The sequence below is a fragment of the Streptomyces sp. NBC_00400 genome, from assembly GCF_036048035.1.
Classification (GTDB): Bacteria; Actinomycetota; Actinomycetes; order Streptomycetales; family Streptomycetaceae; genus Streptomyces.
Genome location: NZ_CP107940.1, coordinates 8,182,730 through 8,208,919, shown reverse-complemented (window position 1 = coordinate 8,208,919; position 26,190 = coordinate 8,182,730). Strand labels below are relative to the sequence as shown.

General features: G+C 69.1%; 25 protein-coding genes and 4 pseudogenes. 24 read left to right on the top strand and 5 right to left on the bottom strand.

From position 1 onward, the window contains the following. Positions 1-15: 15 nt before the first annotated feature. Complete coding sequence (locus OHS81_RS36070; RefSeq protein WP_328390382.1) at positions 16-249, top strand: DUF2277 domain-containing protein; 234 nt, start codon at positions 16-18, stop codon at positions 247-249. Positions 250-556: 307 nt separating this feature from the next. Here OHS81_RS36070 and OHS81_RS36065 read toward each other — a convergent pair whose 3' ends face one another. Further along, positions 557-1,177 (bottom strand): flavin reductase family protein, encoded by a 621-nt coding sequence (locus tag OHS81_RS36065; RefSeq protein WP_328390380.1) that lies wholly within the window; start codon positions 1,175-1,177, stop codon positions 557-559. 786 nt (positions 1,178-1,963) lie between these two features. Between OHS81_RS36065 and OHS81_RS36060 the strand changes: the two genes are divergently transcribed. From OHS81_RS36060 to OHS81_RS36010, 11 genes are all read left to right on the top strand, one after another. Next, a complete protein-coding gene (locus OHS81_RS36060) occupies positions 1,964-2,995 on the top strand; it encodes a hypothetical protein (protein WP_328390378.1) in 1,032 nt (343 codons plus the stop codon). 53 nt (positions 2,996-3,048) lie between these two features. Next, on the top strand, positions 3,049-4,317 hold the full coding sequence (locus tag OHS81_RS36055; protein WP_250050341.1) for an FAD-dependent oxidoreductase: 1,269 nt from the start codon (positions 3,049-3,051) through the stop codon (positions 4,315-4,317). Positions 4,318-4,432: 115 nt separating this feature from the next. Continuing rightward, positions 4,433-5,830: an MFS transporter gene (locus tag OHS81_RS36050; RefSeq protein ID WP_328390376.1), complete on the top strand. Its 1,398-nt coding sequence runs from the start codon at positions 4,433-4,435 to the stop codon at positions 5,828-5,830. A gap of 43 nt (positions 5,831-5,873) precedes the next feature. Next, on the top strand, positions 5,874-6,722 hold the full coding sequence (locus OHS81_RS36045) for an FAD binding domain-containing protein (RefSeq protein WP_328390374.1): 849 nt from the start codon (positions 5,874-5,876) through the stop codon (positions 6,720-6,722). Beyond that, positions 6,719-9,073: a xanthine dehydrogenase family protein molybdopterin-binding subunit gene (locus tag OHS81_RS36040; RefSeq protein ID WP_328390372.1), complete on the top strand. Its 2,355-nt coding sequence runs from the start codon at positions 6,719-6,721 to the stop codon at positions 9,071-9,073. The genes OHS81_RS36045 and OHS81_RS36040 overlap by 4 nt, the downstream gene beginning before the upstream one ends. Continuing rightward, positions 9,070-9,615: a (2Fe-2S)-binding protein gene (locus OHS81_RS36035; protein WP_328390370.1), complete on the top strand. Its 546-nt coding sequence runs from the start codon at positions 9,070-9,072 to the stop codon at positions 9,613-9,615. The genes OHS81_RS36040 and OHS81_RS36035 overlap by 4 nt, the downstream gene beginning before the upstream one ends. Next, positions 9,606-10,298 (top strand): SRPBCC family protein, encoded by a 693-nt coding sequence (locus OHS81_RS36030; RefSeq protein ID WP_328390368.1) that lies wholly within the window; start codon positions 9,606-9,608, stop codon positions 10,296-10,298. The genes OHS81_RS36035 and OHS81_RS36030 overlap by 10 nt, the downstream gene beginning before the upstream one ends. Then, complete coding sequence (locus OHS81_RS36025; protein WP_328390366.1) at positions 10,295-10,957, top strand: isochorismatase family protein; 663 nt, start codon at positions 10,295-10,297, stop codon at positions 10,955-10,957. The genes OHS81_RS36030 and OHS81_RS36025 overlap by 4 nt, the downstream gene beginning before the upstream one ends. Then, entirely contained in the window at positions 10,954-11,841 is an 888-nt protein-coding gene (locus tag OHS81_RS36020) for an alpha/beta fold hydrolase (RefSeq protein ID WP_443058817.1), read from the top strand. Before OHS81_RS36025 ends, OHS81_RS36020 begins: the two co-directional genes overlap by 4 nt. A 78-nt stretch (positions 11,842-11,919) precedes the next feature. After that, complete coding sequence (locus OHS81_RS36015) at positions 11,920-12,402, top strand: MarR family winged helix-turn-helix transcriptional regulator (RefSeq protein WP_128509163.1); 483 nt, start codon at positions 11,920-11,922, stop codon at positions 12,400-12,402. A 73-nt stretch (positions 12,403-12,475) separates the two neighbouring features. After that, complete coding sequence (locus OHS81_RS36010; RefSeq protein ID WP_328390363.1) at positions 12,476-13,246, top strand: maleate cis-trans isomerase family protein; 771 nt, start codon at positions 12,476-12,478, stop codon at positions 13,244-13,246. 39 nt (positions 13,247-13,285) lie between these two features. Here the strand turns inward: OHS81_RS36010 and OHS81_RS36005 are convergent. After that, a pseudogene (locus OHS81_RS36005) lies at positions 13,286-13,525 on the bottom strand (IS5 family transposase); the annotation flags it as partial. A gap of 156 nt (positions 13,526-13,681) precedes the next feature. Here OHS81_RS36005 and OHS81_RS36000 point away from each other — a divergent pair. Together OHS81_RS36000 and OHS81_RS35995 are read left to right on the top strand one after the other, a co-directional pair. Beyond that, positions 13,682-13,771: pseudogene (locus OHS81_RS36000) on the top strand (alpha/beta hydrolase); the annotation flags it as partial. Positions 13,772-14,205: 434 nt separating this feature from the next. Next, positions 14,206-15,090 (top strand): DUF2268 domain-containing protein, encoded by an 885-nt coding sequence (locus OHS81_RS35995; protein WP_328390361.1) that lies wholly within the window; start codon positions 14,206-14,208, stop codon positions 15,088-15,090. Positions 15,091-15,197: 107 nt separating this feature from the next. On the opposite strand, the gene OHS81_RS35990 is transcribed toward OHS81_RS35995, so the two are convergent. Beyond that, positions 15,198-16,451, bottom strand: a complete 1,254-nt coding sequence (locus tag OHS81_RS35990; RefSeq protein WP_328390359.1) for an IS110 family transposase — start codon at positions 16,449-16,451, stop codon at positions 15,198-15,200. A gap of 345 nt (positions 16,452-16,796) precedes the next feature. On the opposite strand from OHS81_RS35990, the pseudogene OHS81_RS35985 reads away from it, so the two are divergent. Both OHS81_RS35985 and OHS81_RS35980 read left to right on the top strand, forming a co-directional pair. After that, positions 16,797-17,072 (top strand): annotated as a pseudogene (locus tag OHS81_RS35985) (IS5 family transposase); the annotation flags it as partial. A 187-nt stretch (positions 17,073-17,259) separates the two neighbouring features. Then, the gene (locus OHS81_RS35980; RefSeq protein WP_328390357.1) at positions 17,260-18,138 is read left to right on the top strand and encodes a GNAT family N-acetyltransferase; all 879 of its coding nucleotides are present in this window, start codon (positions 17,260-17,262) and stop codon (positions 18,136-18,138) included. Positions 18,139-18,204: 66 nt separating this feature from the next. Here the strand turns inward: OHS81_RS35980 and OHS81_RS35975 are convergent, their stop codons facing one another. Beyond that, entirely contained in the window at positions 18,205-18,660 is a 456-nt protein-coding gene (locus OHS81_RS35975) for a MarR family transcriptional regulator (protein ID WP_328390355.1), read from the bottom strand. Positions 18,661-18,940: 280 nt separating this feature from the next. On the opposite strand from OHS81_RS35975, the gene OHS81_RS35970 reads away from it, so the two are divergent. From OHS81_RS35970 to OHS81_RS35935, 8 genes are all read left to right on the top strand, one after another. After that, positions 18,941-19,690 (top strand): hypothetical protein, encoded by a 750-nt coding sequence (locus OHS81_RS35970; RefSeq protein WP_328390353.1) that lies wholly within the window; start codon positions 18,941-18,943, stop codon positions 19,688-19,690. A 266-nt stretch (positions 19,691-19,956) separates the two neighbouring features. Beyond that, entirely contained in the window at positions 19,957-20,454 is a 498-nt protein-coding gene (locus OHS81_RS35965; RefSeq protein WP_328390351.1) for a DUF1772 domain-containing protein, read from the top strand. A 78-nt stretch (positions 20,455-20,532) separates the two neighbouring features. Next, on the top strand, positions 20,533-21,522 hold the full coding sequence (locus OHS81_RS35960; protein WP_328390349.1) for a hypothetical protein: 990 nt from the start codon (positions 20,533-20,535) through the stop codon (positions 21,520-21,522). 196 nt (positions 21,523-21,718) lie between these two features. After that, positions 21,719-22,057 carry a hypothetical protein gene (locus tag OHS81_RS35955; protein WP_328390347.1) on the top strand — a complete coding sequence of 113 codons (339 nt, stop codon included), beginning with the start codon at positions 21,719-21,721 and terminating at the stop codon, positions 22,055-22,057. A 208-nt stretch (positions 22,058-22,265) separates the two neighbouring features. Next, complete coding sequence (locus tag OHS81_RS35950) at positions 22,266-23,372, top strand: tyrosine-type recombinase/integrase (RefSeq protein ID WP_328390345.1); 1,107 nt, start codon at positions 22,266-22,268, stop codon at positions 23,370-23,372. 2 nt (positions 23,373-23,374) lie between these two features. Further along, on the top strand, positions 23,375-23,713 hold the full coding sequence (locus OHS81_RS35945) for a helix-turn-helix domain-containing protein (RefSeq protein ID WP_328390343.1): 339 nt from the start codon (positions 23,375-23,377) through the stop codon (positions 23,711-23,713). Positions 23,714-24,212: 499 nt separating this feature from the next. Further along, on the top strand, positions 24,213-25,721 hold the full coding sequence (locus OHS81_RS35940; protein WP_328390341.1) for a hypothetical protein: 1,509 nt from the start codon (positions 24,213-24,215) through the stop codon (positions 25,719-25,721). 101 nt (positions 25,722-25,822) lie between these two features. Next, positions 25,823-26,029, top strand: coding sequence for a hypothetical protein (locus tag OHS81_RS35935; RefSeq protein ID WP_328390339.1), 207 nt, complete (start codon positions 25,823-25,825; stop codon positions 26,027-26,029). Between the two features lie 48 nt (positions 26,030-26,077). On the opposite strand, the pseudogene OHS81_RS35930 reads toward OHS81_RS35935, so the two are convergent. Then, positions 26,078-26,176 (bottom strand): annotated as a pseudogene (locus tag OHS81_RS35930) (ABC transporter permease); the annotation flags it as partial. Positions 26,177-26,190: the final 14 nt, after the last annotated feature.

Genomic DNA, 26,190 nt, shown 5'->3' with positions numbered 1-26,190 from the left:
AGGCAGACTGGGCTCATGTGCCGCAGCATCAGGACGCTCCGTCCACCCACCACCCCCGAGGTCACCGACGAGGACATCCGGGCCGCTGCCTTGCAGTACGTCCGCAAGGTCTCCGGATTCCGCGCCCCGGCCGCACACAACCGCGAGGTGTTCGACCAGGCCGTGGACGCCGTGGCGGCCGCGACCCAGGAACTCCTCGACGGCCTCCAGATCCGCGGCTCCGCCGGCCGCCGGGCCTCGCGTCCCTGAACCGCCCCTCGACGAACCGCCCCTCGACCACCGACTGGCCCACCCCCTGGATCACCGGCTGAGTCTCCGGCGACAGCACCCTCACCATGGGCGGCACCCGGGGACACGCTCGCCGTGGGGTGATCGCGCGAGCACCGCACGTACGCAAGGGAGGAAGCGGCAGGGGGCCCGACCCATCGCGTACGCAGTACCCGGCCCCGAGCCCCCTCTCCCTGCTCCCCTCTCCCTGCTCCCGCCGGCTCGCCCGTCCGGCGCGCGCTCCCCGCCCTGCCCCGTTCCCTCCTGGGTCCCCCGGTCCTCCCTGCCCCTATCGTGCGTCGGCGGGCCCCCGCCAGTCCGCATGCCGGATACGAGAGATCTCCCGCACCCCGCCGACCGTCCCCCATTCGTCCTTCCCCAGCCGCGACAGGGGCTTCAGCCGGGAGATCTCGGGATGGCCGTCGACCAGCACGTCCTGCGAGACAGCCGCATGCACCACGCGACCGAACACGACGGTGGAATCTCCGATGCCCAGGGTGCTGTGCACCTCGCACTCCAGCGCCACCGGTGAGGCTGCCACCCGCGGAGGCTTGACTCGCAGGCTCGCCTCGACTTCGATCCCGGCCGCCTCGAATTCACTCACCCCGTGCGGGAAATCGGTGCCTGTGTCATTGATCTGCTTGAAGCGCTCCTCCGGCGCAAGGTTGACGACGAACTCCCCGGTCGCCTCAATATTGCGCAGGGTGTCCTTGCGTCCGACGGAGCTGAACTGCACAACGGGCGGCGCGACGCTGGCGATCGTGAAGAAGGAATGGGGGGCCAGGTTCGCCGAAGCGGCATCAGGGCTGATCGTCGAGACCCAGGCGATGGGCCGCGGCACCACCACCGCGGTCAGGAGCTTGTAGAACTCGTTGCGGGACATGGCAGCGGGATCAAAGTCGGTACGCATGGTGATCAGTATCCAGGAGGCGGCCGCGGATCCTATAGCGGATCCACGGCACCACCAAACCCCTGAGTTCGGCGGAAAGTGCCCGGTATCGGAGCCGACGAGCACCAGGAGCCGACGCCATGACGACAGCCGTGACTGTCTGGGAGGACATAGCGCGCGGACGCCGCCGACCCCCCGACCGGCGGCAGCGCGGCGGCCGTGCCGTCCGCGCGCGCCCACCACAGGCGCGTTCGCGAGTCCGCGGCCAAAGGCCAGGTACCCGATCGGCCCCGGCGCAACAATCCGTGCGGCCGACCGGGCGATCACCGTGCAGGGCGTGCGGGGCGGAGGTGCCCGGGGCGATGCCACGTCGGGTTGCCTCGACAGGACCGTGCGTGACCGGAACGGCACTCGCCGCATACGTCAGGCGCCTACGGCAAGGGCACCGTAAACAGTCGCGGAACCATTCACCGGGGCGTAACGCGCGCCCGGGATGCAGTCGAGGTGCCGAAGCCCAGGCCAGTCCCGGGGCGCGGGATTTCCCTGATGAGCCATCAGAAAAGTTCGGCGTCGACTCGGCGCACGCCCCCTTGCCAAGCCAGATCGTACGTGTTCGGATTATCTCCATCGGGCGGCCCCCACCGTCACGAATCCGCTGCTCAACCCCTGTACGGCGGGGCGAGTCCACCCTGCCCCCCCGCTCCCCCATTCCCTTCGATCGACGCGTCCTGAGCGTGGTCGCCGCATGCCCGCGGCCGGCGCGCAGGCCGTGCTCGGCACCCGTAAGCGAGCCCTGGGAGGAACCCCGTGTTCGATCTTTCGTCCGTCGATCTGCTCGACGCCTTCACCCGCGAGCTGCGGCTGTGCAAGGTGCGCAGCGGCGAGCATGTCGTCGTGCTCTCGGAGCCCGGCAGCCGCGGCGACTACGTGGCGGCGGCCTTCGGTGCGGCGAAGGCATGCGGTGCGCATGTCATCGCCGCGACCGTGCCGGGCGGCAGCCCCGCGCCGATGCCGAGCACCCACACCGGTGCGGGCCCGGGTCTGGTCTCCGTCCTCAACGACAGCACCGCACAGGACCTGCTGAAGTCCGCGGACCTGGTCGTCGATCTGACCCGCGAGGGCTTCATCCACGCGCCGGTCCAGCAGGAGATCCTGCGCGCCGGCACCCGCATCATCTTCGTCTGCGATGCCCCCGACGTGCTCATCCGCAATCTGCCCGCGGAGGGCGACAAGGCCGAGGTGCAGGAAGGTGTCGACCTGCTGAAGCGGTCGTCCGTCATGCGGGTCACCTCGGACGCCGGCACCGACCTGAGCGTGCAGCTCGCGGGCGCCAAGCCGGAGTTCCAGTGCGGATTCGCCGACGATCCGGGCCGCTGGGACCACTGGCCGAGCACGATGGTGCTGTGCTGGCCGGAGGTCTCCGACGGGCAGCTCGTGCTGGCCGAGGGTGACATCCTGCTGCCCTTCAAGGAGTACGTCCGCAACCCCGTCACGCTGCAGATCGTCGGCGGACACATCGAGAAGGTCTCGGGCGGCGCCGAGGCCGAGATGCTGTCCATGTTCTTCGAGGACGCGCAGGACCAGTGGGCGCGCAGCCTCTCCCACATGGGCTGGGGCCTGATGCGCACGGCCGACTGGTTCGCCACCGCGATGTACGGCAAGGACGATCTGATGGGCATGGACGCCCGCGCCTTCGCCGGGAACTTCCTCTGGTCGACCGGCCCCCACCCGGTGCTGGGCCGCGAGTCGTACGCCCATCTCGACATCGCCATGCGCGGCTGCACCGTCTCGGTCGATGGCACCGAGGTGGTCACCGACGGGCAGCTCACCGACCGCTGAGCCCGCCACCTCGCGCACGAATCGCCCGTACCCGCCCGTGAGTTGGAGGAAGAGTGGCGTCCAGTCAGTCGTACGAAGTCACCGTCGTCGGGGGAGGTCTCGGCGGGCTGACCGCCGCGCTGGCACTGCGGCAGCGCGGTCTGCGGGTCACCGTCCTGGAGCAGGCGTCGCAGCTCGGCGAGGTCGGCGCGGGCATCCAGACCGCGCCGAACGCCAGCCGGATCCTGATGGGCCTCGGGCTGCGCCGGCAGATGGAGGCCATCCACACCGAGCCGCTCGACCAGGTGCGGCGCCGCTGGAAGGACGGCAGCATCGTCGGCCTGACCTCGCTGGGGCAGCGCTGCAAGGACGAGTTCAACGCCCCTTACTGGCACTACCACCGCGCCGACCTGCACCGCATCCTGCTGGACGGGTGCCTCGACCCCGCAGGGCCGGGCCCCGTCGTGGAGGTGCACACCGCGAGCACGGTCGTCGAGCTGGACCGCACGGACCCGGAACGCCCCGTGGCGGTCACCGAGGACGGGCGGCGCTACGCCGGTGACGCGCTCATCGGCGCCGACGGCATCCGTTCGCAGGTACGCGATCTGATGGGCGCCCCCGACACACTGCTGTTCTCCGGCGAGATGGCCTACCGGGCGCTGATCCCGGGCGATCTGATCGCGGCCGACCCGGCGACGCGCTGGCTCGTGGACCGCTACCAGAGCACCATCTGGTACGGGCCCGACCGGCATCTCGTCCACTACATGATCCGCGGCGGCGAGTACCTCAACATCGTGGCCTGCGTACCGTGCACGGACGAGGTCCGCGAGAAGTGGGCCGTCCCCGCGACGGCGCAGGATCTCGTCGACGCCTTCCCCGGCTGGGACGACCGTGTGCCGGCGATGCTGTCCAAGGCGAAGGAGGATGTCTCCGTCTTCGCTCTCTACCACCGGCGCCGCGACCCGGTGTGGATGGACGGCCGCACAGCCCTCCTCGGCGACGCCTGCCACGCGATGCTGCCCTACCAGGCGCAGGGCGCCTCACAGGCCATGGAGGACGCAGCGGTGCTCGCCGAGGAGCTCGGCGCGGTCACGGCCGACGGCATCGAAGGGGCGCTGCGCCGCTATGTCGACCGGCGCGCCAAGCACGCCGGGATGGTCCAGGACGCGTCGCTGCAGAACAAGACCTTCTACCACCTGCCCGACGGCCCCGAGCAGCGGGCCAGGGACGAGAAGCTCAAGACCTTCGACGGCGAGTCGGACCTCTCGTACGACTGGCTGTGGGATGGCACCCCGCTCAACGATCCCGATCTCGGCGCGTTCTCCTACCGGTTCGCCCGCTGAGACCTCCCCTCCCGCAAGACCCGCACGCTTCCCGCAAGACCCGCACGGCCAAGCCGCCGGCAGCGCGTCCGCGATGGTGCGGCACGTATCCGACACGCAACACCGTGGAGCGAACGTGAAAACAGGCGATCAGATCGTTCAGGAACTCCCCTGGAGATGGTCCGTCCAGGGAAAGATCTTCATCATCGGTGGCCTCGGCTACCTCTTCGACGCCTATGACATCGCCCTGAACGGCTTCCTCATGCCGCTGCTGGGCACACACTTCGACCTCTCGCTCGGCGGGCGCGGCCTCGTGGCCACCGCCAACCTCGTCGGCATGGCCGTGGGCGCCGTCGCCTGGGGTGCGGTCGCGGACCGGATCGGCCGCAAGAAGGCCTTCAGTGTCACGCTGCTGATCTTCGCCCTGTTCTCGGTGCTCGGCGCGCTCGCCCCGACGTACCCGGTCTTTCTCGCACTGCGCTTCCTCGCCGGCGTGGGGCTCGGCGGCTGCATCCCCGTCGACTATGCGCTGGTGGGCGAGTTCTCGCCGCGCAAGTACCGGGGCCGGGTGCTGACCGCGCTCGACCTGTGGTGGCCGATCGGCGTGACGCTGTGCGGGCTCGTGTCGACGGCGATGCTGTCCCTCGACGGGAACTGGCGGTGGATGCTGGCGACGATGGTGCTGCCCGCACTGCTGCTGTTCTGGGCGCGCCGCGGCATCCCCGAGTCGCCGATCTATCTGACGAAGAAGGGCCGGGAGGCCGAGGCCCGGCAGGTCATCGACGACCTCGTCGCCCGCACCGGCGCGCCTGTCGAGCCGTACGTCATCCCCGAGCCCGTCGCCGAGACCGGGGTGCGCGCAGTTGCCGCCGCGGCCGAACAGCTGCGCCGGATCTGGAAGTTCAGCCCGCGCATCACCTCCGCGGCCTGGCTGCTGTTCGCCACGGTCATGCTCGTCTACTACGCGGCGCTGAGCTGGCTGCCGTCCATCCTGAAGGACGAGGGCCTCGGTGAAACGGCCGCCTTCATGAGCACCACCCTGATGAGCGGCGTCGGCATCGTCGGTGTCCTGGTCTCCACCGCGCTCGTCGATGCCGTCGGCCGCAAGTGGCTCATCGGGATCTCGGCGCCGCTCGCGGCGCTCGCACTGGTGGTGTTCGCGCTGGTGATGAAGGTGCCTACCGGGTCGGCCGTGGCGATCGCCGGGTTCGGCTTCCTGATGCAGCTCACCATCCCCGCCATGTACGCATACGTCTCCGAGCTGTACCCCACTCCCCTGCGGGCCAGCGGCTTCGGCTGGGCCTCGTCGGTCAGCCGGGCGCTCACCGGCTTCGCCCCGCTGCTGTTCGGCTCGGTGATGTGGCCCGTGCTGGGGCTCCCGGTGACGTTCGCGCTCCTGGGGCTCGCCGTGCTGGTGGCCGTCGTATGGATGGCGGTGGCGGCTCCGGAGACCAAGGGCCGGGCCCTGGACGGCGACGACGAGGAGCTGCGCGTGTCCGCGCCCCGGACGGTGCCGGAGCAGGCAGCCATCTGACGGTCCGGCCGCGCGAGCGCACACCACGTACGACAGGAGGAGCATGAAGCCCGCCCCGTTCCGGTATCACCGGGCCCCCGACGTCGACGGAGCCACCCGGCTGCTGGCCGAGCTCGGTGACGACGCCAAGGTCATCGCCGGCGGACAGAGCCTCGTCGCGATGATGAACTTCCGGCTGGCCCGCCCGCGCCATCTCGTCGACATCGCCGGCATCCGGGAACTCGGCCGGCTGCACCGGGACGCCGACGGCGGTCTGCGCATCGGGGCGCTCACCACCCATCACACGGTGGAGACCGACCCTGCGGGGGTGCTCGGGACGGGCTTCGCGGTCCTGCGGGACGCCATGGGCTGGATCGGGCATCTGCCGATCCGTACGCGCGGCACGGTAGGCGGCAGCATCGCGCACGCCGACGCCACCGCCGAGTGGTGTCTGCTCGCGGTGGTCCTCGGTGCCGAGTTCGTGGCGCGCGGCCCGCGCGGCGAGCGCCGGATCCCGGCCGCGGACTTCTTCCTCGGCTATTACACGACCGCCCTCGGCCCCGATGAACTCCTCGTCGAGATCGTCTTCCCGCGTCCCGCTCCGCACGCCGCACTCACCGAATTCGCCGAGCGACGCGGTGACTTCGCTCTTGTGGCGGCCGCCGTGGACCTCGACATCGAGGAAGGAACCGTACGCGGCGGCCGGGTGGCGCTCGGCGGGGTGGCGGCCGCGGTGGTACGGGTGCCGGAGGCGGAGGCCGTGCTGACCGGCGGCGGCTCCTTCGACGACTGCGCGTCGGCGGCGGCGGCAGCCGTCGAGCCCCCCGCCGACGCGTCCGGCAGCACGCGCTATCGCAAGGAACTCGTCCGGACGCTGGTCCGGCGCGCCTGTGAGGAGGCGAAGTCCCGGTGAAGGAACGGAAGTTGGTGGGCAGGTCGGTCGCGCGCCGCGAGGATCCGCGGCTGCTGTCCGGGCGCGGCCGGTTCGTCGACGACATCGCGCTGCCCGGCATGCTGCACGCCCAGTTCGTACGCAGCACGGTCGCCCATGGTGAGATCTCCTCGGTCGATCTCTCGGCGGTACGCCATGTCCCGGGCGTCGTGGCGGCGTTCACGGCGGACGATCTGGAGCTGGGCGACATCACCGCCCAGCTGGGGCGCCCCCTCTCGGAGTACGTCCCGACCGCGATGCCCGTCCTCGCCCGCGACAAGGTCCGCTACGTCGGGGAGCCCGTCGCGATCGTGGTGGCCCGGGACGCGTACGCCGCGGAGGACGGCCTGGAGGCGGCCAAGGTCAGCTATACGACGCTGCCGCCGGTCACCTCCGAGGAGGCGGCGCTGGCACCCGGCGCTCCGCTCGTCCACGACGAGGCCGCCCGCAACACCCTTGTGGACGTCTCCCTCTTCGCGACGGACGGCATCGACGAGATCTTCGCGTCCGCGCCCTGCGTCGTCCACGTCGAGTCCAGGACCGGCCGGCAGAACGCGCTGCCGCTGGAGACCCGCGGCGTCGTGGCGCACTGGGACGACCGCGAGGAACAGCTCGTCCTGCAGACCTGCACCCAGGTCCCGCACCAGGTCCGGACGGTGGCATCCCGTAGCCTGCGCCTCGACGAGCGCGCGGTGCGGGTCGTCGTGCCCGACATGGGCGGCGGCTTCGGCCAGAAGTGCGTCGTCGGACGCGAGGAGATCGCGGCCGCCGCGGCGGCGCTGCGGCTGCGCCGGCCGGTGAAGTGGATCGAGGACCGCAAGGACGCCCTGTCCGCGTCGTTCCTCGCCCGCGAACAGCGTTACCAGGTGCGTGCCGCCTTCGACGCGGACGGCAGGATCCTGGGGCTCGACGCGGATGTGGTGTGCGATATGGGCGCCTACTCCTGCTACCCGTTCACGGCGGGCATCGAGCCGCTGATGGCGTCCGCCGAGATGCCCGGTGTCTACAAGGTGCCCGCCTACCGGGTGCGCGGCCGGGCGATCACCACCAACAAGGCACCCACCGCGCCCTACCGGGGCGTCAGCCGCCCGCAGTACGTGATGGTCGTCGAGCGGCTCTTCGAGCGCGCGGCCCGCGAACTGGGCCTGGACCCGGTCGAGATCCGCCGCCGCAACGTCATCACCGACTTCCCGTACACGGGCGTCAACCTCATCACCTACGACCCCGGTTCCTATCTTGAGTCGCTGAATCTGTGCGAGCGGCTCGTCCAGGACGAGGGCTGGTACGAGAAGCAGGCCACGGCGGCGGCCGAGGGGCGGCACCTCGGCATCGGCTACGCATGCTTCAGCGAGCGCACCGGATACGGCTCCACGGCCTTCGCCCAGCGCAAGATGCAGGTCGTGCCGGGCTTCGACATCTCCGAGGTACGGATGGACACCAGCGGCGCGGTGACCGTCACCACCGGCACGATGAGCCATGGGCAGAGCCACGAGACGACGATGGCGCAGATCGTCGCCGATGAACTCGGCCTGGACATCGGCAAGGTAAGGCTCCACCAGGGCGACACCGACCGCATCACCTACGGCTGGGGCACCTTCGCCAGCCGCTCCATCACCGTCGGCGGCAGCGCGGTGCGCCTGGCCGCGGCGAAGCTCGGCGACAAGCTGCGCGCCATCGCCGCGGCCCGCTGGGGCATCGACACCGACGAGGTGGAGCTGACGGACGGTGCCGCCCGCCGCCGGGACGACACCTCCGAGGTACTCACCTACGAGGACATCGCCGATATCGCCTACCTCCGGGCGCACCTGCTGCCCAAGGACATCGAACCGGGACTGGCGGCCACCGCCACCTTCGACGTCTTCACCGACGGCACCTTCTCCAACGCCACCCATGGCGTCGTCGTCGAACTGCACCAGGGCACCGGGCAGGTGGAGATCCTGCGGTACGTATGCGTCGAGGACTGCGGCGTCGCCATCAACCCGCAGGTCGTGGAGGGGCAGTGCCGGGGCGGCATCGCGCAGGGCATCGCGGGTGCGCTGTTCGAGCAGGTGACGTACGACGAGATGGGCGAGCCGTCGGCGACCAGCTTCATGGACTACAAGGTGCCCACCGCCCACGAGATCCCCGATGTCCTGATCCACCACCTGGAGACTCCCTCCGCGTTCACCGAAACCGGCGCGAAGGGCGCAGGCGAGGGCGGCACCATCGGGGCGCCCGCCGCCGTCCTCAACGCCGTCAACGATGCCTTGCGCCCCACGGGAGTCGAGCTCGACCACACACCCGTCACTCCCGAGACCGTGCACCGCGCCCTGAACCTGGAGGCCGCATCATGACCGACACCACCGCGCCGGCGCAGCGGGAGGTGCAGCTCATCACCCTCGACGTCAACGGCGAGCAGCACGAGGTGATCACCGAGCCGCGGCGCACCCTCGTCGACGTACTCCGTCACGAGCTGCGGCTGACCGGCACGCACGTCGGGTGCGAGCACGGCATCTGCGGCGCCTGCACCGTGCTGGTCGACGACCGGCCCGTACGCGCCTGCCTGATGTTCGCGGCGCAGGCCGAAGGTGCCCGGATCCGTACGGTCGAGTCGCTGTCCGAGGGTGACCAACTCGGGGATCTGCAACGGGCGTTCGGCACCCACCACGGGTTGCAGTGCGGGTTCTGCACGCCCGGTTTCCTGATGCTCGCCGAGGGGTTCCTCGCCGAGCGGCCGGAGGCGACCAAGGAGGAGATCCGGGAGGTCGTCGCCGCCAATCTGTGCCGGTGCACCGGCTACCAGACCATCGTCGAGGCGATCGACGGGTGCGCGCAGGCCCGGCGCCGGGCCTGCGCGAGCCGCTGTGACAGCAAGGAGAGTGACGTATGCAGCTGACCAACGCGGTCCCGGTCAAGGCCTCGCCGGACGAGGTCTTCGCGCTGATGAACGATGTCGAACGGGTCGCCTCGTGCATGCCGGGCGGCGCGCTCGACGGGCAGGACGGTGACGTCTGGCAGGGCAGGGTGAAGATCAAGGTGGGGCCGATCAGCGCCGCGTACGCGGGCACGGTCCGGTTCCTGGAGGTCGACGCCGAGCGGCGGCGGCTGCGGGTCCACGCCCGCGGGACCGACACCCACGGCAGCGGGGACGCGGAGGCCGACGTCGCACTGGAGGTGGTGGCGGCGCCCGAGGGCGCGCTGCTCCAGCTGTCCACGGATCTGGTGATCCGGGGCAAGATCGCCCAGTTCGGCAAGGGCGCGATCGCGGCCGTGTCGGACCGGATCCTGCAGCAGTTCGCACAGAATCTGGGGAGCCTGCTGGACCAGGACCGGGTCACCGGAGCGCCTGGCCCGCAGGGCGCGGCTGCACCCCCGTCCCCCGCCCGGCAGCCCGCCGCCTCGCAGCCGGCGCTCGCGCAGGACGCCGAACTGGACGGCCTGGCGATGCTGCTCGGCCCCGCTGCCGCCAAGTACGGCCTGGTCGCCGGGGCATTCGCGCTCGGCCTCTTCGAAGGCTGGCTGCTCGGCCGGCTCGGCGCCCAGGCGCGGGAGCTGCGGGCCCGGCGGAGGGCGTCATGAGCGCCGCGCGGTACGGACGGGAGACGGACCGCACCTACGCGCGGGCGGGCTTCGGCGCCCCCGTGCGCCGCGGCGCCCGGCCCGCGATCGTCGTGGTCGACCTCACGCGCGGCTTCACCGAGGACGGCTTCCCGTCGGGCGCGGACCTGACCGACGTCGTGGGCGCCACGGGCGAGTTGATCGAGGCGGGGCGTCCGGCCGGGGTGCCGGTCGTCTTCACCGCGATCGCCTACACGCCGGCCGAGGCGGCGGGTGACGCCGTCACCTGGCTGCACAAGGCGCAGGGCATGCGGGCCCTGCTCGAAGGCAGCGCGGAGGTCGCGGTCGATCCGCGGCTGCCGCGCGCGCCTTGGGACCATCTGATCGTGAAGAAGGGCGCCTCCGCGTTCTTCGGCACCTCGCTGTCCGCCCTGCTCACCGGCCTCGGCTGCGACACCGTGCTGGTGTGCGGGGCGACGACGAGCGGCTGTGTGCGGGCGACGGCCGTGGACGCCGTGCAGTCCGGGTTCTCGGTGCTGGTGCCCCGCGCGTGCGTCGGCGACCGGGCGCCGGGCCCGCACGAGGCGAATCTCTTCGACATCCAGGCCAAGTACGGCGATGTGATCGACCTCAAGGACGCCCTCGCGTACCTCGGCGGCCTGCCCGGGAGCGCCCCATGACCCCATCGAGTCCGACGCCGGAGGACCCCATGCCCCCCACCCCGCCCGCCCGCTGTCTGTCGCAGTCCGCGCTCGCCGATCTCGCCGACGTACCCGCCGCGAGCCGCTGGGTGCGCTCGGGCGGCACGCGCCTGCACGTTCTGGACTACGGCGGCCCCGGCGTCCCGCTCATCGTGCTGCCCGGCATCACCAGCCCCGCGATCACGATGGACTTCGTTGCGCGTGAACTCACCGATCTCGTACGTCCGTTGGTCGTCGACATCCGCGGCCGCGGGCTGTCCGACGACGGCGGTTCCTACGGCCTGGAGGAGTACGCCGAGGACACCGAGGCCGTCGTCACGGAGCTCGGACTCGACCGCCCGGTGCTCTTCGGGCACTCCATGGGCGCGCGCATCGCGGCCGTGACCGCCGTCCGGGGCAAGGTCGCGCTGCGGGGCACGGTGCTGGGCGACCCGCCGATGAGCGGACCGGGGCGCGGGCCCTACCCGACGGCACTGGACGCGTTCCTGGGCCAGCTGGCCCAGGCCGTGCGCGGTACGGATGCGGACGAGGTGGCCCGGGCGTGGCCGCGCTGGCCGCGCACGGAACAGGAACTGCGGGCCCGCTGGCTGGCCAGCTGTGCGAAGGAGGCCGTCGTGGCCACCCACCGCGGCTTCGAGAGCGAGGACTTCTTCAACTGGTGGCCCTCGGTGCCGGGCCCCACGGCGCTGCTGTACGGCGCGGACAGTCCCGTCGTCACCGCCGAGGGCGCAGCGGAGGCGGCCGGGCTGCACCCGACGGCCGCGCTCACCGAAATCCCGGACGCCGGCCACATGCTGTTCTGGGACAACCCGCCCGCCGCGCTCGCGGCGCTGCGCGAGGCGCTGCGCCCGATGCTGACCTGACGGCCGCCCGTGGTCCCCCTTCCCGGACCGTCCCGATCCGGCTGCCGAACCGATCAAGAGCCGTGCTTAAGTGAGCTCATGGCTGACGAAACCGCACCCTCGCCGTCCACACCGCCCCGGGCTCCCGCCGCGCTGACGGCAGCCCCCGGCTACCAGGTCCGGCGCCTCTACCAGGCGTATCTCGCGGTCTGGATCCGCGCGGTGGACCCGACGCTCACCGGGCCGCAGTTCGCGGTGCTGCAGGCCGTGGACGCGGCGCCGGGGCACGACCAGCGGTCGATGGCGTCGGCGGTGGCCCTGGACACGTCGACGATGGCGGACGTCGCCCGGCGGCTGGAGAAGCGGGGCCTGATCGTGCGCAGGACGGCCGCCGACGACGGCCGCCGCAAGCTGCTCTATCTGACCGAGGAGGGCGAGCGGACCCTCCACGACGCGAACAGCCGCGCCCGCCGGCTCGACGAACGGCTCCTGGAGCCGTTCGGAGCCGAGGGGCGCGAAGAGATCGTGCATCTGCTCACGTCCCTCGCCGACCACTGGGAGGGACTGACCGAGGACGCGTAGCCCGTCCGCCGCGGCGGACCACGGGTCCTGGGTCGTCAACGACCGTACGTACACCGGACATCCGGAGGATCCCGTGACCGACCACCACATCGGCATGATCGTGCCCAGCTCGAACCTGACCATGGAGACGGAGCTGCCGCGCATGCTGCGCGAGCGCGAGGCCGTCCTCCCCGAGGACCGGTTCGTCTTCCACAGCAGCCGGATGCGTATGCAGCATGTGACGCCCGAGCAGCTGCGCGCCATGAATGCGCAGACCGAGCGCGCGGCCCTGGAACTCGCCGACGCGCGGCCCGACGTGGTCGCCACGGCCTGCCTTGTGGCGATCATGGCTCAGGGCCCGGGGCATCACTGCACCGCCGAGGCCGAGATCACCGGCGTGCTCCGTTCCCAGGGCGCTCAGGCGCCGGTGATCTCCAGCGCCGGGGCCCTGCTCGACGGCATCAAGGCCCTGGGGGCCGGACGGGTCGCGATCATCACGCCGTACATGAAGCCACTCACCCGCCTGGTCGCGGACTACATCGAGGACGCGGGCATCGAGGTCGTGGACGCGCTGAGCCTGGAGGTCCCGGACAATCTGGCGGTCGCCCGCCTCGACCCCGCGGATCTGCGCGACCACTGGCGGCGACTGGACCTGTCGCGGGCCGACGCCCTCGTCCTGTCCGCCTGCGTCCAGATGCCGTCACTGCCGTCGCTCCAGCCCGTGGAGGACGCGGCCGGCCTGCCGGTGCTCTCGGCGGCCGCCGCCACGGCGTACCGCATCCTCACCGAACTGGGCCTGCCCACGTTCGTCCCCGGCGCGGGCAGCCTGCTGAGCGGCGGTGTGCCCGGCCGCGCCGCGGCCTGAAAGAGCGCCTTGTTCCGGTAAGGGTTGGTTCGTGCTTCGGGTGTCGCGCCAATTCAGGGTGGATTCCCGGGTGAGGCGTCGGCTTGTGAGGTCGACCATTGCGAGGTTGATCATGGCTGCGGAGCGGTGGGGGTGGGTTTCGTAGTCGCGGGCGAGTCGGCGGTGGTGCATGAGCCAGCCGAACGGCCGCTCCACGAGCCGGCGTCGGGGAATGACCTTGAAGCCTTGCCATGTGGGGTCTCGGCGGAGGGCTTCGGCGTCGATGCCGAGGCCGGCGTGTCTTGGGATCAGACAGGAGCGAAAACGTCGAAACGAGCCCCGACACGTCGTCACATGACGCACCAGGCACAAGAGCCGTCCACGGCCGCAGCAGCCCCAAGGCGATCCACTACCTGAAACGTAACCAAACATCCTCACCGGAACGAAACGCTCTTTGAGGCGTCGTCCGACGGTGTCTCCGAACGGCTCTTTACCCTCGGTGAGATTCCCGGCGTACTGTGGACGCCGGAAGGTGCTGCCGGTACTCCTCATCCTGGAGAGCTGACAGAAGGTGGCCCGTGCCCGCCCTGCCCCGCGGCGGCCGGGCACGGACGGACGGTCAGCTGCAGTCGGCCAGGGGCGTCTGGAACGTCTGCCGGCCTGGCACCGCGAGAAGACCCACGGTGCTCGAGCAGTAGGAACCGTTGTTCCAGCTACCTGTCTTGGTCGTCCCGCTGGACTGACTGAACCAGCTGCTCCAGGAAGTCGATCCCCCCGGTGGTAACCGACGCGGGCCGTGATGCCGGAGCCGCCGGTCTTCTTGTACCAGGTGGACGCTCTGTTGTTGGTGTACTTCCGGTGACCATCGCAGCGGCGAACCGCCGGTCATGACGGGACTGGGTGACGGCATGCCGACCGTACCTCGACGAAGAGCGCCGGGGTTTGACTTTGACGCTGCGTCAACTTCTAGCATCGAAGCCATGTCGATCACTGTTCTTGACACCTACTCCGCCATGAGGCGAATCCTGCTGGCCCCGGTCGCGGACCGCGTTGACCTGCTGCATTCGATGCTGGAGCCCACCAGGGGCATGTACCGCTACTACCCCGGCGAGGTCGACCTGGTGGCCCTGCACCTCGAAACGTCCGGGTTCCCCATCGACCGCGACGAGGAGCGTTGCCTCGACGCGCTCGAAACCCTGGCGGCGGCCGGAGCCTGGGAGCGGATGCAACGCGCCCTCGACGACGCTCTCACCGTACTGCTGGAGGCGACGCCGGGGCTGGGGGCCCCGGACATCACCGTGGCGTTCGTGCTCGGCGATCCGGGTGACGATCACTTCATGGGTCCCTGCCAAGGAGTGACCGGGTTCGGCGGCATCTCGGGCCACATCGTGATCACGTTCTGGCCCTTCCCCGAGAACGTGGAGCGGCTGGAGGCCACCGCCGTGCACGAACTCCACCACAACGTGCGGTTCGGCCCGGGCGGGGTGGTGTGGGACCCGACGATCGTCACGGTCGGCGAGCACATCGTCTCCGAGGGCCTGGCCGACGCCTTCGCCCGACAGCTCTACGGCGACGAGCTCGGCCCCGCCCGCATCGGCGTGCCCCACCTGCATGACGACGAGATCTTCAGCAAGGTGCTCACCGGGCTCGACGTGACAGGCATGCAGAACTTCACTGCCTGGCTGCACGGCGACCCCAGCGCCGAGCGCTTCGGCCTCACCCCGGTGGGACTGCCGATGGGCGCCGGGTACGCCGCGGGCAACAGGCTGGTCGACACCTACCTGGCGGCGACCGGGCAGACGGCGGCGCAGGCCCTGCACGCCGACAGCTCGGAGATCATCGCCGCCACGCTCCGCCGCGGGTAACACGGGAACGATGGAGTGGACGGTCCAGGAACTCGCGACGAGCATCACACGAAGCTACTTTTCCCCTGGGGACAGAGCTGGGAGTCCGGGGCCATGCAGCTACCGGGTCAAGCAGCTGCTGCGAGCGGGGGCAGTGCCGGCGGGGCGAAGCCGATTGCTTCGTCGAACTTCTGGTGGGTCGTCAAGCAGTGGTGGAGCTGGCCGAGCATGCGGTTGAACAGCCGACGCAGGGCGGCGTGGTAGCGATCGCCGGTGTCTCGTCGGCGGTTGTAGTGAGCATGGGCTCCGGGTGAGGCGGTGAGCGCGGCGAACGCCCAGTGCCGGCCGGTCTCGGCCAGGCGGCTGTTCTTGATCCGGCGATGGCTGACACGGCGGCTCTTGCCGGATTCACGGGTCACCGGGGCGCTTCCGGCGTAGGCCTTCAGGTCCCGGGCGGTGCCGAACCTGGTGCGGTCGTCACCGATCTCGGCGAGTATCCGAGCGCCGCTGAGCACGGCAAGACCGGGAAAGCTCGTGATGATCTCCGCGTCGGGATGCTGAAGAAAGAGCTCCTCGGTCTCACGCGCCAGGTCCTCGCAGGCTCGGCAGGCCGCGTCGAGCTGGGCGAGCAGTGCGAGTGTCTGGCGCCCCATCGCCTTTTCCACCAAGGCCGGTTGGCGGAGCGAAGGCCGGCGGAACACCTCGAGGAGATGGTCGGTCTCGGCGTCGATCCGGCGCTGGCGGCCGGCGCGCGTGACGGCGGCCCTCAGCCGGCTGCGGGTGAGGCGGGCGGCCTCGGCCGGAGTGGGCGCGATCGCCAGGATCGCGCGGGCCTCACGCGCCAGCAGCCGCTCCCGCTTGTCTGCGAACGCCTCAAGGATCGCCGGGTAGTACTCACGCAGGTGCGACCGGAGCCGGTTGTGGGCTCGGGTGCGGTCCCAGACCGCATCCTGCTGGGCTCTGGCGAGGACGGCGATCGCCCTGGCCAGGTCGGAGTCGTCCGGCAGCGGTCGGTGCTGCTGGGCGTCGGTCCGCAGGATGTTCGCCAGGACAAGTGCGTCCTGGTGGTCGGACTTCTTGCGGGAGACGACATGGCGGTCGCGGTAACGGGCGACAGCCATCGGATTGCTGGCGTAGACCCGGCGGCCGGAGGCCCGCAGGCAGGCCGCGAGGAATCCGCGGGAGGTCTCGATCGCGATCGGGATCGGGATCGGGATCGGATCGTCCGGGCTGTCGCCGTTCTCGGCGAGCAGTCGCAGCAGGTCCTGGAAGCCCGCCGCGTCGTCGCTGATCCTGAGCTTTCCGAGCATTCGGGCGTCGGAGTCGACCACTGCCACGTCGTGGTGGTCCTCCGCCCAGTCGATTCCGCAGGTCACGTGCATCACGTGCTCCCTTCGAGCCTTCGCTGTCCCTCGGCGTCGAGCCGAGGCGGGACCACCCGGCGACCTAATAGAAGCGCTCGCCGGCGCACCACCCCATCAGCCGTCCGTGGCCCCAGCTGCGCCCAGGGTCCTCGCTCTCGTGAAGAGCTCCACGGCTCCGGCTGTTCGGGAGGTGGCCCTGGGAACGGCTCGAACCACGGCACGGTATGCCGACCGAATTCGGCACGGCAGGGGCCGCGTATGCGTCCCTCTTGTCGAAGCGCTCCCAGGCGCTGCGTACAGACCAGACGTCTCACCCGGCCCCTGCCAGGACTGGCCCAACGGCCGACCCACGGCGCCTATTAGGCGTACGGCTCCCGGAAGAACCGTGCCTACCTGCGCCGACGTGGGATCCGGTGCACGATCCCGGAGAAGAAGGACCGGATCCGCAACCGTAAGAAGCTCGGCTCCCGCGGCGGTCGGCCGCCGACGTTCGACAAGACCGACTACCGCAAGAGGCACGCGGTCGAATGCGGGATCAATCGCCTCAAGCGCCACCGGGCCGTGGCCACGAGATACGACAAACTCGCCGTCCGCTACGAAGCAACCGTGCTGGTCGCGGCCATCAACGAGTGGCTGTGACCCCACGGCCGCACCGGCCTTCAGTTAACCCTTTGCCGAGGAACCGGTAGGCCAGCTAAGTTCGCCCAGCCGTCCATGTTGATCCGGACCGGCGCTGTCGACAAGGAGGTGTGGAGCACATGCGCAGGAGTGCCCAGCAGTTGAGCCCGCGTACTGACCTTTGCCACCTCCTCACGTCGGAGACACCTTGTCGCTCCGCATCACCCCACTGACCGACCCCGCTCACGGGGCGCACAGCCGACGCCTTGCATGGCTGGCGTCCGACGCCGATTCCATCACCGCCGGGACGGCCTTTCTTCGCCTGTTCGATGGCGGACAAGAGCACCTGGCCGAACTGACCCTCCAGGTCCATCCCGTGGAGCGCCGCAAGGGCGTCGGCTCCCGGCTCCTCGACACGGCCGTGGCCGCCGCCCGGGACAACGCCCGACGCTGCGTCATGGCGCAGGCCCAAGCCGGATCGCCCGGCGACCACTTCCTGCCGGCCCGCGGCTTCCGCAAGGTGCTCACCCTGAGGTTCGCCCGCTTGCCACTGGCCGACGTGGACGCCATCGCCCTCGCCGAGATCATCGAGCGTCCACATCCCGGCTACCGGCTGGCGTCATGGCAGGGAACCGTCCCCGACGCCCTCGCCCAGACGTTTGCCGCCTCACGCCGCGCCATGGACGACATGCCGATGGACGACACCGACTACGGCACCGTGGCCTGGGACGTGGACCGGGTCCGGGCTGCGGCGAAGGCCGTCGAAGAGCGCGGCGACCAGTTGCACACGGTCGTCGCCATCGACACTGCCGCCGACTCGATCGCCGGATTCACCGAACTCGTCGTCCCCGGCAATGGCACGGGTGATGGCCGGCACTACGGCACCGGCGTGCTGCCCGAGCACCGTGGACACGGCCTCGGCCGATGGATGAAGGCAGAGTCGATGCGGCAAGCCCACGGGCGCTATCCAGACCTCGGCGGCCTCCTGACCGACACCGCCGACAGCAATACGCACATGAGACACATCAGCGACAGCCTCGGCTACGTGCCCACGCACACGACACTCCAGTACCAGCTCGACCTGTAGAGACGAGCGGACGGGCCGGACCTGGGCATCACCTCGTCCGGCCCGTCGGCACTTTCACAACAGGCCCTAGTGGTGCCATGCCTCGCCTCCGACGTTGCGGATCATCCGCTGCAGTACCTTGAGGGTAACCAGGTACTCCTCATCAGTGATGCCGTCGTGGGCTTGCTTTCGCATGGCCCACTGGCGCTCTGCGCACTGGCGATAGACCGCATCTCCCCCAGAGGTCAGCCGAAGGCGGTTCTCCTTGTCGAGCGCGAGCAAGTCCCGGTCGAGGAGGGCGTCGATCTCCCCCGCAAGCGCGGCTCCCACGTCCAAGTAGCCCTGCAGGACTACCATCACTTCCTCGCGGGTCCGGCCGTTCTCGCTGGTGGCCACCTGGTTCAGAACCCACCACTGGGGCTGGGTGACATCAAACTGTGCCAGCCCGGCCCGGATGTTCGTGACGACTGCTTTGCTAGCGGCCCCGCTCCAATAACCAATCGGCTGCTTGACCAGTTCGGTGTCGCTGTGCGAGTACTCCATCGTTCTGCCCTCACCATCTAGGGGTCTTGACTGGTGAGATGAACGTAGAACCTCAACCAAACATGAGGTCAAGCAGCTGCAGGCATCCAGTGGCGCCATCGGGACGGACGACTACAGCTGCTGCCGCTCGCGCACTCAAATAGCCACCGAGAGTCACGAATCCACTCCACCAGAGCACAGCATTCGCGACCGCGACGCACGACGCCGGTCATCCCGCGGCCGATACACCATCGGCGCCGCCACCAGCGACCGCAAGGACATCCGTGCCGCGATCGACTTCATGAACTGGCTCGATGAAAAGCAGCTCGACTTGGCCGCGGCCGGCCAGGAGGACCTGGACCTCTGGCTCACAACTCACCCCACACGCAGAAGGTCGATCGGAGCTTTCATCCGATGGTCCAGTGCCCGACGACTCAACACCAAGATGGCCCTCACGGCAGAGAGAACCGGCCTCCCATCCCAGTTCATCACCGAAACCGCGCTGAACGAACAACTGAAACGCTGCCTGAACGACGACCAACTCCCCCTCGACGTCCGCATCGCGGGCGCCCTGATCGGGCTCTACGGCCTGCCCGTCGTCCGCCTGGTCGAACTGACCACTGACCGGTTCGAACGCACTGGGGACGACGCTTACCTCACCATCGAACGGAACCCCGTCCTCCTGCCGCCCAAGCTGGTACTGCTCATCGAGGAACAGGTCTCACGACCGACGGTCCGCTCCATGCTCCGGCCGCCACAGGACGGTCGCCCTACCCACTTGCTTCCAGGCCTGCCTGCCCACCGTCCGATTACGGCGCAGAGGATGGTGAACAAGCTGCGGAAACACGGCCTGGAAGTCATCAGTGCGCGCAACACCGCCATGCTCGAAGCCGTGGCCGACCTTCCTCCGATCGTGATCAGTGACCTCTTCGGCATCAGCGCTTCCAGCGCTCACAGGTGGGCTCGGCACGCCCAGGACAGCTGGGCGGACTACCTCGCTGCCTGCGCGAACGACGAAGTGGACCCGCCGGAGGGATTTGAAGGGCACTGAAGAGTGCAGGGCTGAAAACCGCCCCTTCCATCCAAAACAGGCCATTTGCCCCCTAAGGGCTTGCGTCCGGCGCCACAGTGGCGAATTACCCCAGCTGCCGATGGTTCAGAACAGATGGTTCTGGATGTCAGAAGTACAGGATCTTGGACTTCTGACGGATACCCGGCCACCCTTGAAGCCAGCCTCGGCTCCCGGCTCATCGCCTATCAGGGCCGACCCCACGGGCAACTCATCCGCCCCAAGCCAATGCACCGGAGCCGACGAACATGCGCATCAGACTCGTCCATGGATTCGCCCTGCTTTCCACCGGCCTCCTCGCCGGCGCGTTCGGCTACGGCGCAGCTAATCTCGTCCCCACCTTCAACGCCGTACCACTTGCGATGCGGCTGTCATTCCACGCCGAACTGATGAAGATGAACGGCATCACCATGCAGACGGCGATGGGCGCGTCGATCCTGAGTTCCCTCACGTTCGCCGTCCTGACAGCGGGGCGCACCCGACTGCTCGCGGGTGCGGCAGGTCTACTGGCCCTCGCGTCCTTCCTGATAACCCGGTTCGGCAATGTGCCGATCAACGGACGGATCAAGCAGTGGGCGCTCACCTCGGCCCCGGCCGATCACGCGGAGATCCTGCGGCGCTGGGAGCTGTTCAACAACATGCGTACGCTCACCGCCTTCGCAGCGTTTGTTCTACTGATCGCCCTCGCAGTCGGCAGACTGCGAGTGGCTGTCCGCCCCGTACACGATCGGGCGGACAGGTCCTAGTTGTGGTGTTGCATCACATTCCTCTGGTCTGCCTCAAATCACGCTCGGCGCCCAGTGCGCGCTCGCACAGTTGGGGCTATGACACTTTGGCAGCGGAGCATCGGCCGTATCCGTGCCCACTGGAAGCTTGCTTGGATTCCCCTCGGTTTATCGGCCATCGTTTACGGCAACAGCCTCTACAAGAGCTCCCAGCAGCGGCTCGGCATGACCCTCTTCCTTGGCGGCTGGGCCATCGCAGTCTGCGGGATGTCAGCCCTGAAGCGGTTTCTGGATGAAAATCCGCTTCGCGAGGGGAATCAGAAGGTCGCCTTTTTGGCGATCTTCCTGCTCCTCTTCCTGGGGGGCCCTGTTCTCACCGCGGCCAAGGCCATATGGGGAGCGGCCCAGCCGGGTGACTACCGCACTGCCGCCACATCACTGGGCCTGATCTACTTCGTGGTTCCCTTGGCCGTACGGTGGGTTGAGCCGAAGGACTACGCCCTTCGACGGCTCCCTGGTCGCATTCGACGGGCCGCCATCTTCCGGACCATCGCGAACGCGGCTGGTATCGGCGCCGTCGCCGCGTTTCTGAGCGCACGGTTTGTCCTCACCCACCCTGCACCGCTGATCTCCACTGCCCTGACCCTCATAGTCGCCATGGCCGTGGTCACCCACAAGACTTTCGCGCGGGCGCGCAAGTTGTGCACGCAGACCCACATCGACGTGCAGAATCTGCTTCGGGACATGGACGAGCTCGACGATGCGAAAGGTCGCGACCGGGCGGCGAGCAAGCTGAGGGACCGGCTCCCGAGGTCGCGCGCCGGCCAGCAGGCGGGCGACAAGCCCGCCGACAAGCGGATGGCGGCCCGCCGCAGCTGGGATGTCCTCAAACTTGACCTTTGCACCACCGTAGACAGCGGATACCGCCGGTTCGGGCTACCCCTCCTCGCCGATGACGCGATAGCCGATGTAGAGAGGAAAGTGCTGGCCGGGATCGAAGCGGCCGATGTCGATGCCGCCGACCCGGCGCGTGCTGACCTCCGCGCCATCCTGAACGCGTGTGCAGGCCGCATTGACGTCTTGGCCTAGGAGCTCCGTACCTCGACGCGGCTTCCCGCCAGTTACTTGCACCCGGGTGCCGAAAAGGACTCAGGGCCTATGCGTCGCGTCACCTCGAATACTGCATGCCTGGAGTACTGCCTCTTCACCAGTCGGATCCGTTTTCGCGCCCTCCTCGCAGGCCCTGGAGGCGGTGTGGCCGGGGGTGCCGCCCAGCCTGCCATCGGTGCACTCCTCCCCCCACGCCGAGGTTCCCCCCGCCGTCGGCGGCGAGCCGGCCGAGGCTGTCCGACTGCGCCAGCAGATGACGGACACCGTGATCGCCAAGGGCTGGGCACCCTCGGCGCGCGTCCAGCAGGCACTGCGGAGAGTGCCGCGGCACCGCTTCGCCCCCGAATCCCCCCTGAGCACCGCCTACGACGATGACCTGGCCGTCGTCACCCGCCGCGACGAATCCGGAACGGCAATCAGCTCGGTCTCGGCCTCCTGGCTCCAGGCCGACATGGCCGAGCACCTGCACCTTGAGCCGGGCATGACCGTCTTCGAGGTACTGGAGTCCCGATAGGTTCGCTCGCTCCCTGATCTGCCACGAACCTGCATTTCAGCAGGTAGATTGCCCCGAATCCTGACCCCGCTCGATGGGGTGAGATCTCGGTAGTAACTCTTGGATTCTGCGTGTAATCGCTGTAACTTCCTTGTCCGTGGCAGATTCTGGAAGTCGCTGGCTCACGCTGGTGCACCCTCCGGCCCCGGACACGGCGCCCGAAGAGCCTGTGCTGCCTCCCACGGAGACCAGGCTCGCGGACGTTGTCACCCTGCAGCGCCGCGCGGCCGCTACCGTCACCGATGGCGACGCCGACGCGTTCTTCCAGGACACGTTGATGGAGTACCTGTGGGCGCGCGACGTCGCGGGTCTGGCTCCCACCACCCTGCACCGTCAAGTTCAACCCGTCGTCGAGGTATGCGATTTCTATGACCTGCCACCGTGGCAGATCACGCCGCGGCACCTGGATCAGTACTTCGCCGGGGTCGGCAAGCGTGCGACGTCCACGCTGCGGGGCAAGCTGCTGAAGATCGACGGGTACTTCCACTTCCTCGAGCAGCGGTACGCCGGGGAGATCGCCCGGCGCTTCGGCGTGGCTGTCGAGTCGCCGGTCGATCCGTTCAACCGCTCTGTTCACCGTGGGGACTTCGGGCTGCGGATCCCGCCGTCGAAGCGGGCGACGAAGGAGCTCTTCGCCTCGTGGCGCGGTTCGCTGCCGGACGCGCGGAAGTACCCGGTGGCCTGCCGGGACTATGTGATGGCGAAACTGACATACATCTCGGCGGTGCGAGCTGCGGAGTTGTGCGCCGTGACCATCGGCGACATCCACTGGGAGCTGGGTCAATGGGGTCGGTTCGTTGTCCAGGGCAAGGGTGCACGGCGGTCCGGTCCGCGCGAGCGGCAGGCGTATCTGTTCCAGGAGGGCCGGGACCTTCTGTGGTGGTATCTGGAGGAGATTCGCGGGGAGTTCACTGACGATCCCAGTGATCCGGGCGCCCCGTTGTTCCCGTCCGAGCGGCTGCCGAAGGGGGTGGCGGCGCTGAATGTGCCGATTGCCCCGCCGGTCGGCCCGGATGCGTTTCGCCGGGCGCTGCGGGGCGCCTCGAAGCTCCATCTGACCGGGCCTGTCACTCATCTATTTCCGCACCTGCTCAGGCACGCCTGCGCGACCCACCACTATGAGGACGGCATGCCGTTGTGGGATGTACAGCAAATTCTTGGCCATCGCTGGGCAACGACGACGGTTGGGTATCTTTCGTCGGTTCGCGCTGATCCGGAGAAAGCGAGCCTGGAAGCATCGCACCGGGCGGTCCAGCGGCTGAGGGGAAGGGCATAGCGGTGAAGTGGAACTTGCGGATGGTCGCCGCGCAGCGGGACATCTGGCGGCCGGTGCAGCTGCTCGCGGCGTTCAAGGAAGTGGGGTTCAGTCCGTCGCTGAGCAAGGTCGCTGCGCTGTGGGGCAGCCAGCCGGTCACCGTGCGGTTGGAGGACCTGGACATGATCTGTGCGGCGCTCGACTGCACGGTGGCGGACCTGATGCAGGCGGAGCCGGAGTCGCATCGCGCTGTACGGGACGAGGCACCTCGCGCGGTCGCGGGCGGCAAGCCTGGGTCGGAGGCGGCACGGCCGGTTGTCCGTCCCGGCGGGTCCGGCCGCAAGTCGCTTCCGCCGAACTAGACCGCAGCCCATGGGCTTTCGAGAGGAGCAGTGGGAGAGGTGGGCGGAGCGTGGACCTGCCTCGTGTCGGAGATGCGGCGCCTGGGGCACGGTGCGGCCCCGGGGCGTGTGCCAGCCATGCACTGACTGGCACCCCGCGAACCATGGTGTCGGACGGTGCCGCCACTGCAGATGGCCGCGGGAGGTCACCCTCGACCAGCACGGGATGTGCCGCCTGTGTGCGCTGGAGTGCCGCGTCGCCTCGGGGGAAATGGGCATGCCCAGGGCAGGTCGACCGCGGCCTCTGCAGCTGTCCTTGATCCTCCCCGAGGTGCTGCGGTCGACGGCCGGCCGGCCTCGCGTGTACCACCGGCAAATGGAGCGAGTCCAGCAGCGGCAGCGAAAGGAAGAACAGGCTGCTTCGTTCCCACCGCCGATCCCCGGGCAGTTGTCCCTCCTTGTTGTGAGGCAGGGAAAGATGTCCGCAAGAGACTTCACGACAGCCGGCTACTCCCGGGAGATGGACGCCGTCCGGGCGGCCATCGACGCGACGGCGGAGGCACGGGGTCCGTGGGTCCGCGACATCGGCCTCCTGTCGGACTGCCTCCACGCTCTGACCGTACGTCCGCCCGGGACACTCCGAGTCAGCCTCGACTCCATCCTTCGACTGCCGCGCCGACCAGCGCTGATAGCGGAAGTCCTCGACCGCGCCGGGCTCGGACCGCAGGTAGAGCGAGCTGAGATCATGCGGCTGACCCACCAGATGGTCGCGCTGGCCTCCAGTTGCGCCCACTGCCTGGCGTGGAAGGCCGACGAAGCCCGGCTGTGCCTGCCGTGCCAGCGCTTCAAGCAGGCCCACCGCCAGGTCGGCGTGTGTGCGGGCTGCGGACGGAACCTGCCACTGCAGCAGGGTCGATGCCGGATGTGCCTGTACGCCCTTGCTCACATCGGAGAGCAGGCTTTGACGTCCGGCGTCCAGTTATGGATGGATGGGGCCGGGCTGCGGCCACGCTGGCGCGGGTATCGACTCGTCACAGGAGAGGACGGCATCCGGCGCCCAGTCGCCGCCGAAGAGACCGGTGACCGCCGACAGCTCTTGGTATCTCCCGCCATCCATACTGCCGGTCAGCTCACTTTGTTCCCCGCCCCGCCGCGGCACTGGGAAGTTCTGCACCAGCGAGAGCTGCCCGCGCTCAGCGACCGGGCCGAAGCACTTCGCCGTGAGCTCGCCCAGCTCGCCGCCCGTCAGCAGTGGCGCCCACGGGTCGCCAGCGCCCATCAACGGACACTGACCATGATCACGGCGTGGCTGGGCGTGGACGCCCCGATCGAAGAAGCCGACCTGTGGGCGATCGCCTGTATGGGAAACTCCTACAACGCCCGCCGGCTCATCCCCTTTCTCACTGAGCGCGGTCTGCTCATCCCTGACCACGCACGGCACGCTGACCCCCACCGAGCCGGTGTCGCCCGCCTACGCCGACAAATCGCTGCCCATCTGCTCCCCGAGGTCGACGTATGGATTGCAGTGCTGCGCGGCGAGGGCAGGCGGCCATCGCGCCCGTTTCCTTGGAAGACGGTATACGGCTATCTCGGCTACGCGACGCCCTTGTTGGAATCGTGGGGCCCGTCGGTCACCTCCTTACGCGAGATCACCACAGTTCATGTCCAAGAAGCCCTCGACAACGCTTCCGGTGTTGATGGTGTCTTCACGGCCTTGCGGTCCCTGTTCAAGGCACTCAAGCGGGAGCGGGTCATCTTTCACGATCCTGCCCGCTCAGCCACCTTCGCGTTCCGCGTAGCCGTCCGCAGGCCCGTGCCCTCGGACCGGCTCGTCGGGCTCATTGACCGTGTTCCCACCGCGTCAGGCAGGGTCGCGGTCGCGCTGACAGCCATCCACGCGCTGCGGGCGCACACCATCCGCGGGACCCTGCTGTCCGATCTGAACCGGTCGAAGGGGACCCTCGGTGTGCGAGGTACCTCCGGTAGACAGACGCGGCTCGTCTACTGGACGACTTCACGCTGTCCCTGATCGCCACGATGCTCAAGGAACGTGCCGCGCGCTGGCCGCGCTCAACCAACCCACACCTGCTGGTCACGCGGGTGACTGCGCATGATCCTGAGGGTCCTCAAATGAGCCACAAGGCATTCCAGTACTTCTTTCGGCGCCTCGGAATCAACGCAGAGCAGGTGCTCATCGACAGGATCTTGGACGAGGCCCGGGCGACCGCCGATCCGGTTCACCTGATGACGGTCTTCGGGATCACGGAGGACACGGCCATGGACTACCTCAGGTCAGCCCACCCCGAGAGGTTCCCCACCGACCCCATCGCACCATAGGTCCGCTCCGCCCGGCAGTTGGCCTCCGAGGTCACGATGGCTCCTACTCAGCGCTGCCAGCTTGAACGCCGCCAGCCACTCCAGGGTTGTGACGTTGGTGGACCGGAAGCCGACGGCCACAGCGTCGGCGCCGATGAGAACCACGCTCCTGCGTCCGGTGG

Coding starts and splice junctions, on each gene's coding strand:
- OHS81_RS36070 (WP_328390382.1), top strand. CDS start 16: ATGTGCCGCAGCATCAGGACGCTCCGTCCACCCACCACCCCCGAGGTC.
- OHS81_RS36015 (WP_128509163.1), top strand. CDS start 11,920: ATGGCTGACGAAACCGCACCCTCGCCGTCCACACCGCCCCGGGCTCCC.
- OHS81_RS36025 (WP_328390366.1), top strand. CDS start 10,295: ATGAGCGCCGCGCGGTACGGACGGGAGACGGACCGCACCTACGCGCGG.
- OHS81_RS35990 (WP_328390359.1), bottom strand. CDS start 16,451: ATGCACGTGACCTGCGGAATCGACTGGGCGGAGGACCACCACGACGTG.
- OHS81_RS35995 (WP_328390361.1), top strand. CDS start 14,206: ATGTCGATCACTGTTCTTGACACCTACTCCGCCATGAGGCGAATCCTG.
- OHS81_RS35935 (WP_328390339.1), top strand. CDS start 25,823: ATGAGCCACAAGGCATTCCAGTACTTCTTTCGGCGCCTCGGAATCAAC.
- OHS81_RS35975 (WP_328390355.1), bottom strand. CDS start 18,660: ATGGAGTACTCGCACAGCGACACCGAACTGGTCAAGCAGCCGATTGGT.
- OHS81_RS35970 (WP_328390353.1), top strand. CDS start 18,941: ATGAACTGGCTCGATGAAAAGCAGCTCGACTTGGCCGCGGCCGGCCAG.
- OHS81_RS36065 (WP_328390380.1), bottom strand. CDS start 1,177: ATGCGTACCGACTTTGATCCCGCTGCCATGTCCCGCAACGAGTTCTAC.
- OHS81_RS36030 (WP_328390368.1), top strand. CDS start 9,606: ATGCAGCTGACCAACGCGGTCCCGGTCAAGGCCTCGCCGGACGAGGTC.
- OHS81_RS35960 (WP_328390349.1), top strand. CDS start 20,533: ATGACACTTTGGCAGCGGAGCATCGGCCGTATCCGTGCCCACTGGAAG.
- OHS81_RS35940 (WP_328390341.1), top strand. CDS start 24,213: ATGGACGCCGTCCGGGCGGCCATCGACGCGACGGCGGAGGCACGGGGT.
- OHS81_RS36035 (WP_328390370.1), top strand. CDS start 9,070: ATGACCGACACCACCGCGCCGGCGCAGCGGGAGGTGCAGCTCATCACC.
- OHS81_RS36020 (WP_443058817.1), top strand. CDS start 10,954: ATGACCCCATCGAGTCCGACGCCGGAGGACCCCATGCCCCCCACCCCG.
- OHS81_RS36045 (WP_328390374.1), top strand. CDS start 5,874: ATGAAGCCCGCCCCGTTCCGGTATCACCGGGCCCCCGACGTCGACGGA.
- OHS81_RS35965 (WP_328390351.1), top strand. CDS start 19,957: ATGCGCATCAGACTCGTCCATGGATTCGCCCTGCTTTCCACCGGCCTC.